This is a genomic window from uncultured Sphingomonas sp. (assembly GCF_936927845.1).
GTDB lineage: Bacteria > Pseudomonadota > Alphaproteobacteria > Sphingomonadales > Sphingomonadaceae > Sphingomonas.
The window spans coordinates 56705-69256 of record NZ_CAKZHV010000002.1 but is presented as its reverse complement, the minus strand read 5'-3'; the positions used below and the strand labels follow the sequence as shown (position 1 = coordinate 69256).

Here is a 12552-nt window from a genome sequence, read left to right as displayed (position 1 = left end):
CCGCCAAGTCTACCGTTCTGGGAACATCAGCCTGTCACCGTTGGCGAATAGCAGCACGCGACTTCTTCCAGCGGCTTCGATCCCGACAGGCCGCTCGACAGCGAAAACCTTATCGCGAGCCGGAAAGAGAAGCCAAGTCTCAGCCGTCATCGTGCAGAAAGACCGGATCACGTCTGGCAGAACCACACCGCCAACCCGCAAGAACTCATACCAAGCGAGATGCTGATAATTCGCGATCAAGCCCAAATAACCGAACGCCTGTTGAACTTTACAATCCGTCACGAGACGAAGAATCGCGCCCAGAGTGTCTGCTCCGATCTCGCGTGAAACCATTTGCCATACTTGCTCATGCAGTGCGCCTCGACGTCCCTGAAGTCGTGCTGTTATTTCCCTTTCGAATTGGAGTACCGCGCGATCTCTCAATGATTTCGTCATTCCGACGCCACCCGAGCCATCGCGACCCAGCGCTTCGATCGCGGCGTTCGGACCGTCGAACCAATTGACTGTGGGAGGGACAGCACCAATCAAGCCGACATTTGCATAGTGTGCTCTGATTGCTGCCTCAGCGTGCGCGCGATCGGTGACGCGGGTTTCGAATAGCGAGGCAGCCATTTCGGAACTCTGGAACCTAAATGCCTCAACCTGATTTTGATCGATCGCGAGCGGTGGAACCGGCTCGGATAAATCCCACTCGTCAGTCTCCCACAGCGTCTCTTCGAACTGCGCATCGGCCGATGTCCCGAACGTGCACGAGTCTCCCCATCGATCCGCCATTTCCAGGACACCGGGGGCGCTCATTCTGATGCGGATACCGTCGATGCTGATGCGGCTGCTGCCAAAGCCGATCGTGCCCTCGTCGTCCGTTTCCGGATCACCTTTGATCGGGCGGAAACGGGCTTGGCTGAGCGGAAGCGCTTCACCGCTTTCTAAGTAGATCCTACGAGACCCTTTCGCGCGGAGTTCGGCAAGAAAGGATGATATTGCTTGGTGGTTGGCATAGTCCGCTCGGGTGCGGCCACGAAGAGCATCGGGCGGTCCCCAATCGCCGTTCGTGGGCGCGAGGTATTCAACGATGGCCTCGAGGGCCGCTTTGCCGCGCAGAGTCCTTGCCATGTCTGAGACAGCCTCGTCAGTTGTTGCGCTAAAGCGATCGTCGCCTCGATATCGTGACCACAAAGGGCGCACAGCGCGGCGTTCAGTGCTGCCCGCCGCTCATCAGTGTAGCCCGTCCTGACCCGAGGACTTAGTCTCCTCCAAGGCTCTCTATGACCTCGCGCCATTGATCGGCGTACACAAAGCTGCGGGTGGAAATGCAACTGTTATAATAATGAACTGCATATCTAAGCCGAATGTCATTCAGCGCCACCTGACAAGCCGTCACATAACTAACATATACGTTCGCTAGAACGACCTGACTTAAGTTGGTATTGAAACCTGTTGCAAGTGCACTTCCAGCTCTCTGGAGAAACACTACGCCGGGATTGGGTATGCCAACGTAGGACTCCTCCGAGCGACGACCATCGTACTCGATCTCAGAAAGGGTTATTGGAGAGGTCTGCATGATTGTACGTGCTACATCGCAGTAGGTTGTTGCTCGGTCAAACTGCTCGACTAGGAACCACCAGTGATCCTGCTCGGTGGGCAGCACCGTCAGCATTCTTGTTGCAATGGTTCCGACAAGGCCGAGCCACGCTTCGGCATTATTAGGCGCTTCGATCTCCCCAATGTCGGGCAACAACACCGTTTTGGCGCGACTGGAACTCACTCTTCATATCCCCGTCGTTGTTTCCGGCCTAGCTGAACCGAACCCGTTGGCCAGACAGGAGCTAGTACGGATGAGCCGAGGTTTGGCAGGTAACCGTACCTATGACCGACTTCCAGTTTAGTACCGCTATTCCAAAGCCAACGTTCGTCGAGCGCAGGTTTGACGCAGCAGGCGCGGGTTGTGTTTCAGTCTGAGCGCGTCCCGGTGCTTCGCCAGTCTCACGCGCTGTGCGCCAGCAATGGTCTACATCCCGCCACCGTCGGCAACGAGGGTGCGGGTAAGTCACCGAATTGCCACCACCTTGACCTCGGCCGCGGTCGCGATCTCCTTCCACTTGCGGTCGGATGTCCAGGCGGGCAGCCCGTCGCGCTTGGCAAGCGCGAGGCAGAACCGATCGCCGAGCGACAGGCCGCCCTCGACGGTGTGACGCCGCAGCCGACCCGCCTCGCGTGCGAGCGCGGCGTCGGCCGGAACCAGCTCGATCGGGAGCGGCCGCAGCATCGCATCCACGTCGGCGTCGGGCATGCCGAGCTTGTGGTAGTGCGAGGCGACCTCGGCCATGTTGACGACCGACATGCGGCTGCCGGCGAGCGCGCCTTCGACCTTCCTGGCGCCGGCCTCGCCGCGCAGCAGCGCGAGCACCGCCGAGGCGTCGAGCACCACGCTCATTCGCCGCTCTCCGCGGCACGATCGGCGAGGAACGCATCGACGCTCGCGCCGGGCGCGTCGCGGTAACGGCGCGCGAGCGCCTGCGCCTGCGCCACGATCTGCGGCACGGTGCGCAGCACGACGCCATCGGCGGTCTCGTCGAGATAGACCGCTCCACCGCCGGTGAGCCCGAGCCGCTTGCGGATGTCGGCGGGCAGGCTCATGCGCCCGTTCGGGGTGATGTTGACTTGAACGGTCATGGTGGCAGCCTGTTGGTCGGAGGTGTCTACGGCGACACTATAGGCGCGTCGGCGTAGACGCTCAACGCCGGAGCCGGTGTGACACACACGCCGGTATCTGACACGCCCCCTCCCCTGCACCACACCGGACCAGCACACTTTCCATAATCGTGTGTTATGGTATGTACAGGCGAGTTATTGAAGAGAACAGGTGTTGGTTCTTCTGAAACGGTGGACGCGAGATTGAGCCTTGCTCGGCGGTGACCCGCACCTGAAACAGTGGACATCATCCCTAAAAGTGCGGACGATCACGTAGCTAGGAGCGGCCGAGGCGTCGTACCACTGAGGTGGCCCCCTAATTGACCTGACAGGGCCTCGCTCTTGGATAAGAGTGAGGCATATGACTGAGCATACGACCAGGCGTTACAATGGCGGCGAGGTCCTTACCGGGGTTCAGCGCCGGAGGCGGTGGACCCCGGAGGAAAAGGTCCGGATCGTCGAGGAGACGTACCTGCCGGGCATGAGCGTGTCGCTGGTCGCCCGCCAGCACGGCATCGGCGCTGGGCAGCTCTTCACCTGGCGCAGGCTGATGGCGCAGGGCGCGCTGACCGCGGCCGGTGCCGGCGAGGAGGTTGTGCCTGCGTCCGAGTACCGGGCGTTGCAGGCCCAGGTAAGCGAGCTTCAACGCCTGCTCGGCAAGAAGACCATGGAAGCGGAGATCCTGCGCGAGGCCGTGTCCCGGGCCGCAGGCCCAAAAAAACTGCTGTTGCGCTCGACCTCGTTGCCGGGGGACGGTCAGTGACCACGGTCGCCGACGCCGTCGGCATTAGCCGCCAGCACCTGTCGGCCATGCACAACCGACCGCCACCCAGGCCACGCGGGCGACCGCCGCTGCCCGACGCCGAACTGGTCGCGGACATCAGGATGCTCGTCGCCGATCTGCCGACCTATGGTTATCGCCGCGTGCACGCCCTGCTGCGCCGCCAAGCCCAGCAGACCGGGCGCGCAGCGCCCAATCCAAAGCGGGTCTACCGCGTGATGAAGGTCCACGGCCTGCTGCTTCAGCCTCACAGCGGCAAGGGCGAGGAGCGGCGCCACGACGGCCGGGTCGCCGTCGACCAGCGCAACACGCGCTGGTGCTCAGACGCACTCGAGATCGGAGTAAGCGTGGCCTGAGGGCCGCCTTGCCCGTTTGGCCGTAGCCGGGATGCTTATCGTCTTTGACGAGGGCGCGGGCGGTGCGGGAAGTTTTCGGTTCTGAGACTGGTCGTACGAGCGCTCGTACGACTGGTCGTGTGGAGGTGGTCGGCCGGGTATCGGGCCGACGGAGCTGGTCGGACGCGGAGAAGCTGGAGATCCTGGCCGAGGCGTTCCGGCCGGGCGTGCGGGTCCGTGATGTCATCGCCCGGCGCGAGGTGTCGAGCAGCCTGATCTATACGTGGCGCAAGCAGGCGCGGCTGGGCAAGCTGGGCGGGGTCGCGCCTGCGCTGCCGGCATTCGCCGAGGTGCGCGTGGCCGATGTCGCCGCACCTGCGCCGCAGCCGGCGACATCCACGTCTGGCCTCATCTGCATCGAATTTCCGGGTGGCGTCCGAGTGAGCGTGGACGGGTCGGTGGACGCCGGCGCGCTGGCGCGAGTGTTGTCGGTGCTGCGTTGAGCCCCACGCCGTTGCCGACGCGGGTGTTCCTGGCGTGTGGCGTCACCGACATGCGCAAAGGGTTCGATGGCCTGGCGGTACTGGTGCAGCAGGTGCTGGCCCAGAACCCGCACTCGGGCGCGTTGTTCGCGTTCCGGGGCAAGCGGGGTCATCTGGTCAAGCTGCTGTGGTTCGATGGGCAAGGCCTGTGCCTGTTCTCCAAGCGGCTCGACCGGGGTCGGTTCGTCTGGCCGGTGACCGCGACGGGCACGGTGACGCTGACGCCGGCACAATTGTCGATGCTGCTGGAGGGCATCGACTGGCGTCGCCCAGAGCGGACGTTCACGCCGACGCTGGCGGGGTGAAAACGGCGGTTTTGCGACGCTTTTTCTCGCCCGTCGATGCGTGATCTGTTATGAAATGCGGGTGCTGGAAGCGCCTGTTTCCCCTGCTGATGCCACCGCGCGGATCGCCGCGCTGGAGGCATCGCTCGCCCGGGCGAATGCCGCGCTCGCCGCCCGCGATCTGCTCATCGACACGTTGCGCGGGCAGATCGCCCGACTGCGGCGGATGCAGTTCGGTGCCTCCTCCGAGAAGTTGGGCCGCGAGATCGAACAGCTCGAGCTGGCGCTGGAAGAGCTGGAAACGGAGCGGGATGTTTCCGAAGTCGAGACTGCGGCGCCTGGAGTAGCGCCGCGCCTGGCACCGGTCCGCAGTCTGCCGGAGCATCTGCCGCGCGAGGAGGTCGTCCACGAGCCGGCGTCCGGTATCTGCACCTGCCCGGACTGCGGTGGCGCGCTGCGCCGGCTGGGCGTGGACGCGCACGAGATGCTCGACATCGTGCCGGTGCGCTGGCGGGTCGTGCGCGACGTCCGCCCCAAATACAGCTGCCGGTCTTGCGAGAAGATCGTCCAGGCACCCGCGCCGGTCAGCGCTGTGGCGCGGGGCAAGGCGACCTTCGCGACGCTGGCGCACGTCGTCGTCTCCAAGTTCGACCACCATCTGCCGTTGTACCGCCAGGCCGAGATGATGGCCGCGCAGGGGCTCGAGATCGACCGCTCGACGCTCGCGGGCTGGGCCGGGCAAGCTGCAGCACTGCTCGACCCGGTGGTCAGCCGTATCCGTGACGAGGTGCTCAAGACCGACAAGATCCACGCCGACGACACGCCGGTGTCGGTGCTCGACCCCGGCCGTGGCAAGACCGCGACCGGGCGGCTGTGGGTGTACGCCGCCGACGACCAGGCGTCCGGCAGCACGACACCGCCCGCAACATGGTATCGCTTCACGCCCGACCGCACCGCGGCGCACCCGCAGGCGCATCTCGCCGGCTTTCGCGGCTTTCTCCAGGCCGATGCCTATGCGGGCTATGACGCCCTGTACCGCGGTGGCGTCACAGAGGTGGCATGCTGGGCACACTTCCGGCGCAAGGTGTTCGATGTGTAGGGCGGTGACAAACCCGGCCACGGGAGCGCCGGCATAGGTGCCGGTGCGGCGGAGAGAAATCCTGCCAGTGGTAAGCTGCTCCATTTGGGGCGGCGAGGATGTTTGCCTTGGAGAGCTACGCGGTCGTTCGGCGTTTCGTGTTCGTGGAAGGTCATAGTCGCCGGGAAGCGGCGAAGGTGTTCGGTCTGAGCCGGGACACGGTGGCGAAGATGTGCGCGTCCTCGCTGCCACCAGGCTACCGGCGCGCGAAGCCGCCGGAGAAGCCGAAGCTGGGGCCGCTGTTGCCGGTCATCGACGCCATGCTGCGCGAGGACCGCCTGTCGCCGGCCAGGCAGCAGCACACCGCCAAACGGATCTTCGAGCGGCTGCGCGACGAGCATGGCTATGGCGGCGGCTACACGGTGGTGAAGGACTATGTGCGGCTAAGTCGGGCCCGCAGCCGGGAGACGTTCGTGCCGCTGGCGCACCCGCCGGGCCATGCCCAGGTCGACTTCGGCGAGGCGTGGGCCGAGATCGGCGGCGTGCGGCAGAAGGTTCATTATTTCTGCATGGACCTACCGCATTCCGATGCGTGTTTCGTGAAGGCCTATCCGCGCGAGACGACCGAGGCGTTCCTGGACGGCCATGTTTCGGCCTTCGCCTTCTTCGGCGGCGTGCCGCTGTCCATTCTCTACGACAATCTGAAGATTGCGGTGGCGAGGATCTGCGGCGACGGCAAGCGCGAGCGCACGCGGGCCTTCACCGAGCTGGTCAGCCACTACCTGTTTGCCGACCGGTTTGGCCGGCCCGGCAAGGGCAACGACAAGGGGAAGGTCGAGGCGCTGGTAAAGCACGCCCGCGCGATGTTCATGGTGCCCATTCCCGTGGCGGCCAGCTTCGACGAGTTGAACGAGCGCCTGGCGAAGGACTGCCTGGCCCGACAGAACGGGCATGCCGGACGCCATGCCGACACCATCGCCGAGCGGCTTGCCGCCGACCGGCAGGTCTTCCGGGCCTTGCCGGCGGTGCCGCTGGAGCCGTGCGAGAAGCGGTCGGCGCGCGTGTCGTCGACCGCGCTGGTGCGCTACCGGACCAACGACTATTCGGTGCCGACCGCCTACGGCTTCCGCGACGTCCTGGTGAAGGGGTTCGTCGACGAGGTCGTCATCAGCATCGCCGGCGAGGAGATCGCCCGCCATCCGCGCAGCTATGGCGAGGGCGCCTTCGTCGCCAACCCGCTGCACTATCTCGCGCTCATCGAGCAGAAGCCCGGCGCGCTCGACCAGGCGGCCGCCTTGCAGGGCTGGGATCTGCCCGAGATCTTCCAGCATCTGCGCCACCTTTTGGAAGCCCGTATGGGCAACAAGGGGAAGCGGGAGTTCATCCAGGTGCTGCGGCTGCTCGAAGCCCTGCCGCTCGCCGTCGTCACCGACGCGGTGACACAGGCCGTGCAGCTCGGCGCCATCGGCTTCGACGCGGTGAAGCTCATCGCGCTGGCGCGTATCGAACGGCGACCGCCCCGTCTCGATCTGGCCGCCTATCCGCACCTGCCCCGGACGGACGTGAAGACGACCCGGGCGGCGGACTATGGAGTGCTGGCGGCATGACAAGCGACAAGATGCCGACCGGCACGACCGGCGGGACACCCCAGGTGCTGCTCGCCCACCACCTCAAGCAGCTCAAGCTGCCGACCGTGCTGCGCGAATATGAGAAGGTCGCGCGCGAATGCGCCCGCGACGGTATCGACCACCCGCGCTACCTGCTGCGTCTCATCGAGCTTGAGCTCATCGACCGGGAGCGGCGCACGGTCGAGCGGCGGATCCGCGCCGCCCGCTTCCCGGCGGTGAAGAGTCTCGACACCTTCGACTTCACCGCCATCCCCAGCCTCAACAAGATGCTGGTGCTCGAACTCGCCCGCTCGGAATATATCCTGCGCCGGGAGAACGTCATCGCGCTGGGTAACAGCGGCACGGGCAAGACGCACGTCGCCCTCGCGCTCGGCCTGGCGGCTTGCCAGAAGGGTTTCACCGTCGCCTTCACGACCGCGGCCTCGCTGGTCAACCAGCTGATGGAGGCGCGCGACGAGCGGCGTCTGCTCAAACTCCAGCGGGAACTGGCGGCCGTGAAGCTGCTCATTGTCGACGAGCTCGGCTATGTGCCGCTGTCGGCGACCGGCGCAGAACTGCTCTTCGAGGTGCTGTCGCAGCGATACGAGCGCGGCTCGACCATCATCACGTCGAACCTGCCGTTCGAGGACTGGACCCAAGTGCTCGCCTCGGAGCGGCTCACCGGCGCGCTGCTCGACCGCCTCACGCACCACGTCTCCATCCTCACCATGAATGGCGACAGCTACCGCCTCAAACAGTCCGCCGGCCGGCGCTCCGCCAGAAGGGCGGAGCAAAACCAGGTCACTGTGTCGGCCGACCCGAACACCGGAGAGATCCCGCCGACATAGCCGGGAGAAAACGGTCGCGACGACATGGAAAGGGCCCCGATCGGGGCCCTTTCCATGTCGTCATCACACCTCGACCGCTGGCCTACTTTTACACCGCCACCGTGGCCGGATTTTGCTCCGCCGTTGACAGCTTGAGAGTGGCGGCCTTTCTAAGTTCGTATTCCTTGTTCTCGAATGTCACCCATCGCAAGTTGTTGCGTGATCTTACGGTTCGCTCCGCCGACTCCACTACATTGACCCACGTGCCGATGAGTTGCACCACGTAAAATCTCGTGCAGTGCTCGACGCGGTAGCGATTGTCCCCCTGCGGCTCTTGCTGGTGATCCGAGGCACGTTGCCGAACTATGCGGTCGGCGAACTGATCGTCGCTTGCGAGTGTGGGGCGTGCAGCAAGAGCAGCACGGGTAGGCGGACGCGTTTTGTCAGGCATTGCAGATGCCCTGCCCGCTCCCAGCAGGATGCGCCGGCGCGATCCCCGCCGCGCCATAGCGCGCGAACACGTCCCGTCCGTTCCATCCTTCGGGCATCATCGATCGAAGCCCCATCGCATCGAGGCGGGCGTTCTCCTCGTGCGCAAGCAGCCCCAGTCGATACCAGGCGGTCAGATGAGCGCGTATGCCGTCCCGCGTGAGCTCGACAATTCCGGCGAAAAGCGCGCCCACCGTGACCCCGATCGGCACGGAATGATCTACGATCAGCTTCACGGTGCGGTCACGCGCTGCATAGCGCCGCTGATAGGCTGCCGGATCTCGTGCCGCGTCTGCCAAGATTCTGCCGGCGCCGGCAGACCGGAAATCAAGCGTTTCAAGCATCATCGGCCTCGCCAGTGCCGAAGGATTATTGAACCATCGCGGCCGATCTCCGCGGCTGCGATGGTGGTCATGCTCGCAGCGAAAAGCGTTCCAGTTGTCCACAAAGTCGCGAAAGGGTGCCCCCCGATCGCCGGCCTCCACCGCGATCCTGATATGATCGAGGTAGCTGTCCGCTAGCTGCTTCAACCGATCCGACATCAATCCCCCTTCGCGATGCTCATCCCGGCGCCGCTCGCCCGGAATTGGGGAAGCGGCGCCAGTTCAGCCGGAGCGAGAGCTAATTGACCGCCTTGTCGATGAACCCCAACGTGTTCGCATTCTCAATCAAGGTGCGGACCTTTCCCTTGTCCAAGCCCGACGGCACCTCGGCATCGATCTCCAGCTTCAACGATACCTCGCTGCCAGGGATGGTCGTTAGCTGCTCGACGATCGCCTCTACGATCTGATGGATTTCGCGAGCCGGCCGTTCGGCCGAGATCATCACCGTTCCAAGAAAGCGCGTCGGGTTCCGCTCTGGAGGCGGAACATCCGGGTTGCCCGTGGGCGGCGATGCAGGGTGAGAGCCGCCGTCAGGCGCGGGTGAACCACCCGCGGTCGGTGCTTCAGGTTTTGAGGGTTCTGGACGATGCGCCTCGGCCACGTCCGGCTTGATGATGACGCTTTCGCCATTGATTATGACGGCAGCGTTGACCGCCCGTTCGATGGCGAGGCCGAGATAGGTGTCGGTTTTTTCGTCCCAGCGTTCGGCATAGGCGAAGGGACCGGGTAGCATCCCTCCAACTGCCGCCTGCACGGCCTTCACCAGGACGTCCTGGTTCTTGAGACGCGGCAGATAGGTGTAGCGGTTCAGATACTCCCACAGATCCTTGAGGGAGAGATGCGGCTTGCCGTTCCAAATGTATTTCTGAAGGTCGCGGTCGAGGCGCGTCGGCCCCAACTCGGCGAGAAGGCCCTCCTCACCGACCAGTTTTTTGCTGGCACGGGCCAGCAACCCGTCCTGGGCCGGCACCTTGCCCGAAACCCACTCGACCTCAGCCTGCGCGCTCTCCTGAACCGGGTAATGCAGGTAGCACCACGCCTCCCTCAGACGTGTTTTCACCGTCTCGATGGCTTCGGCGAGCTTGGCCTTGGCGAGAGCGTCATCGCTCTGCGTGAGGTTGAGGCGATCCTTTTCCTTGACGATCTCGCCCCACGCCAGAGCCGCTCGCACGGCATCCTTCAGGTTATCGAGCTGGCGTGCCTCTGCGGCGATGAACACGAGCATGTTCCGGTACACGCGCGGCGTGCTGCCGCGCTGGAGAAGCATCTCCTTCGCTTCGACCAACGCTTCGGAGCCATCGCGGCCATTATGGGGGTGAGCTACCCCCAGCACGACCGCGCGCACGCCGCCCGCTTCGTCAGGCACTTCGGCCGAGGACGTGGGAGCGACCTGCACAGCGTCGAAGTGGCCCCGATCAGCGATGCCGTTGATGTATTTGGCTAGCTCTCGGTCGATCTCCATCAGCACCAGTTGCGCATCGAGCTGACCCGCCTTGTCCGCCGCGATCCGGTTGAGACTGGCCGACATGGAATACCAGTAGCGACCCAGGTCCGCGTGCATGAACTTGGCCTGGTTCGTCAGGCGCCGAAGAGCGTCACCGAAGATGGCGGGTCGCTCGCCGGGTTGAACGACACCCAGGTTGATCTGCTTGTCGTCGAGGCCGGTGTTCTGCTGCGCGTGCGTCGGTGCCGTTCCCATGAAGATCGCGCGCGCGATGCGCCGGGTCGCCGAGTAACGGTTCAGGTTCGGCGCCGCCTGATCCACCTTGTACGGGGTGGCGGCCGTCCCATCGACATCGGCGGCGATGATCGACTGCCAACTGACGTCCAAGTAATGCAAAAGCTCGGGTTCGACGCGCGGCGAACTGACCGACACGCTGCCAGGCATGATCATCACCGATGGATCGCCGCTCATCCACAGCTCGTGAATGACCTGCGCCATGAGGCGCAACACACCACGTGTCCGCTGAAACTTCTCCAGCGATCCCCAGCAGGTGTAGAGCTGGTCAAACAGCTCGGGGTGGATCGGGTACGCCTTCTCCAGCTTCCGCCGATAATCCTCATCGGCACAACCCTGCGGGAAGTCGTTGGCGTTCTCCCGGTACAGCTTCGCAAACTGTTTCAGGGTGTTGTCGCGATGGTGGAACCTGTCGCCCGGGATTTCCTTGAAGAGACGCCGGCGGACAATCTCATAGCTCTCTTCCTGCGAGGCAGGCCGCCACGACGATTCCACGCGGCTGAAGGTCTGCTTGAGGCGGGCAAGGGCCTCCTGACCCCCTTCCCCGCCAACCTCGATCTGGGATGCCGGCAGCGACGCAACGAGCAAGGTGCCGGGGCTCGCCTTCACCGCCTCCGTGAGAGATTGAACGAAGGACAGGTTGGCATCGAAGGAGCCGGAGGGCAGCCCCTCCACCCGATAGATCTGGCGCAGGTACGCCACCCACTCGTCGATGAGGATCAGGCAGGGAGAATATCTCCTGAAGATCGCTTCGAGCATGTTTGATCCCGGCGCGATCCCCTTCGCGTCGTTCTCGGCGATCATGTCGAACGCCTCCTCGCCGCCGAGCTGCCACGCCAGCTCGCCCCAGGTCGTCCGGATCTTGCGGTCCCCCGCTGCATTCAGAACGTCCTGAGGGCCGCGAGAGGTGCCGACGAGAACGGCACGGTTGATGTTGGTGGGAACGGTAAGACCGTGCCGCTCAAGGAGCTGATCGAGGCCCGACAAGTCATGCGCCGGGGTTCCACCGGCCATGTGGTACAGGGCCAACATCGAGTGCGTCTTGCCGCCCCCGAAGTTGGTTTGCAGCTCCACCACAGGATCGCCACCGCCGCCAGAAAGACGCTTTGCGGCACCGACCAGGAGGGTGCTGAGGCCTTCGGTCAGATAGGTGCGGCTGAAGAACTGCTGGGGGTCGCGGTACTCTGCCGGCGCGCTGCCGGCATGAACCTTGCCGAGATCGGCCGCGAACTCGGCTTGCTGGAACTCTCCGGTTGCAACGTCCTGATGGGGCTCGACCACCTCGCGCCACGGGAGAAGGCCGGCAACCGTCTCAACAGAGATGTCGAGGCGCTGCGTCTTGCGGCGCTCTTCGTTCCGCTGAAGCTCTGAAAATTTGGTGCGCAGGATGGTGTCGCGCATCTTTCCAAGCTGGTCAGCGACGTCACCGGCGCTGATCGACTCCATGAGACGACGCATCGAATCCAGAGCGCGTTCGGCATCGTCATACGTGAACGTCTCGTTGTGCGAGAGCTTGTTCCGAACGTCGAGAAGCTCCGAGACATATGACCGTTCGGGATGCCCGAGCACCGTGCTGAAGGCTTCCTTCCAGAAGGCCATCATCGTTTTTAGGAGGCCTTGCTGATCCCACCCTACCTCGCCGGACGAATTGGGCTTCAGGCCCTGAACGCGCTGGACGACTTCGATCTGCCAATGGCCTTTGATTGAGCTCTCTAGCCTTTTTTCCACAAAGGGGGTCAGGGCGTCTGGCAGCAGCTCCATGCCCTCGAAGACATACTGACGGGTGCTTTTGGCCAC

The 12552-nt window shown here is 64.1% G+C and carries 12 protein-coding genes and 1 pseudogene; 6 read left to right on the top strand and 7 right to left on the bottom strand.

Going from position 1 to position 12552, the window contains the following annotated elements:
• Positions 1–9: 9 nt before the first annotated feature.
• From Q0579_RS00655 to Q0579_RS00640, 4 genes are all read right to left on the bottom strand, one after another.
• The gene (locus Q0579_RS00655) at positions 10–1113 is read right to left on the bottom strand and encodes a hypothetical protein (RefSeq protein ID WP_062126292.1); all 1104 of its coding nucleotides are present in this window, start codon (positions 1111–1113) and stop codon (positions 10–12) included.
• A gap of 130 nt (positions 1114–1243) precedes the next feature.
• A complete protein-coding gene (locus Q0579_RS00650) occupies positions 1244–1765 on the bottom strand; it encodes a hypothetical protein (protein WP_298270286.1) in 522 nt (173 codons plus the stop codon).
• Positions 1766–2047: 282 nt separating this feature from the next.
• Positions 2048–2434 (bottom strand): type II toxin-antitoxin system VapC family toxin, encoded by a 387-nt coding sequence (locus Q0579_RS00645; protein ID WP_298270289.1) that lies wholly within the window; start codon positions 2432–2434, stop codon positions 2048–2050.
• The gene (locus Q0579_RS00640; RefSeq protein WP_298270292.1) at positions 2431–2673 is read right to left on the bottom strand and encodes an AbrB/MazE/SpoVT family DNA-binding domain-containing protein; all 243 of its coding nucleotides are present in this window, start codon (positions 2671–2673) and stop codon (positions 2431–2433) included. Before Q0579_RS00640 ends, Q0579_RS00645 begins: the two co-directional genes overlap by 4 nt.
• A gap of 379 nt (positions 2674–3052) precedes the next feature.
• Between Q0579_RS00640 and Q0579_RS00635 the strand changes: the two are divergent.
• The 6 genes and pseudogenes from Q0579_RS00635 to istB all read left to right on the top strand — a co-directional run.
• Positions 3053–3813, top strand: a pseudogene (locus Q0579_RS00635) (transposase); the annotation flags it as partial.
• Positions 3814–3947: 134 nt separating this feature from the next.
• A complete protein-coding gene (locus Q0579_RS00630; protein WP_007407193.1) occupies positions 3948–4310 on the top strand; it encodes a transposase in 363 nt (120 codons plus the stop codon).
• Entirely contained in the window at positions 4307–4654 is a 348-nt protein-coding gene (tnpB, locus tag Q0579_RS00625; RefSeq protein ID WP_025292355.1) for an IS66 family insertion sequence element accessory protein TnpB, read from the top strand. The genes Q0579_RS00630 and tnpB overlap by 4 nt, the downstream gene beginning before the upstream one ends.
• A 61-nt stretch (positions 4655–4715) precedes the next feature.
• On the top strand, positions 4716–5732 hold the full coding sequence (locus Q0579_RS00620) for an IS66 family transposase (protein WP_298270300.1): 1017 nt from the start codon (positions 4716–4718) through the stop codon (positions 5730–5732).
• 98 nt (positions 5733–5830) lie between these two features.
• On the top strand, positions 5831–7318 hold the full coding sequence (istA, locus tag Q0579_RS00615; protein WP_298808040.1) for an IS21 family transposase: 1488 nt from the start codon (positions 5831–5833) through the stop codon (positions 7316–7318).
• Between the two features lie 11 nt (positions 7319–7329).
• Positions 7330–8166 carry an IS21-like element helper ATPase IstB gene (gene istB / locus Q0579_RS00610; RefSeq protein WP_298808051.1) on the top strand — a complete coding sequence of 279 codons (837 nt, stop codon included), beginning with the start codon at positions 7330–7332 and terminating at the stop codon, positions 8164–8166.
• Positions 8167–8254: 88 nt separating this feature from the next.
• Here the strand turns inward: istB and Q0579_RS00605 are convergent, their stop codons facing one another.
• The 3 genes from Q0579_RS00605 to Q0579_RS00595 all read right to left on the bottom strand — a co-directional run bounded on the left by Q0579_RS00605 (position 8255) and on the right by Q0579_RS00595 (position 12552).
• Complete coding sequence (locus Q0579_RS00605; RefSeq protein WP_298808038.1) at positions 8255–8596, bottom strand: hypothetical protein; 342 nt, start codon at positions 8594–8596, stop codon at positions 8255–8257.
• Positions 8589–9176 carry a hypothetical protein gene (locus Q0579_RS00600; RefSeq protein ID WP_298274621.1) on the bottom strand — a complete coding sequence of 196 codons (588 nt, stop codon included), beginning with the start codon at positions 9174–9176 and terminating at the stop codon, positions 8589–8591. The genes Q0579_RS00605 and Q0579_RS00600 overlap by 8 nt, the downstream gene beginning before the upstream one ends.
• Positions 9177–9255: 79 nt before the next feature.
• Positions 9256–12552, bottom strand: a complete 3297-nt coding sequence (locus tag Q0579_RS00595) for a DUF499 domain-containing protein (RefSeq protein WP_298274624.1) — start codon at positions 12550–12552, stop codon at positions 9256–9258.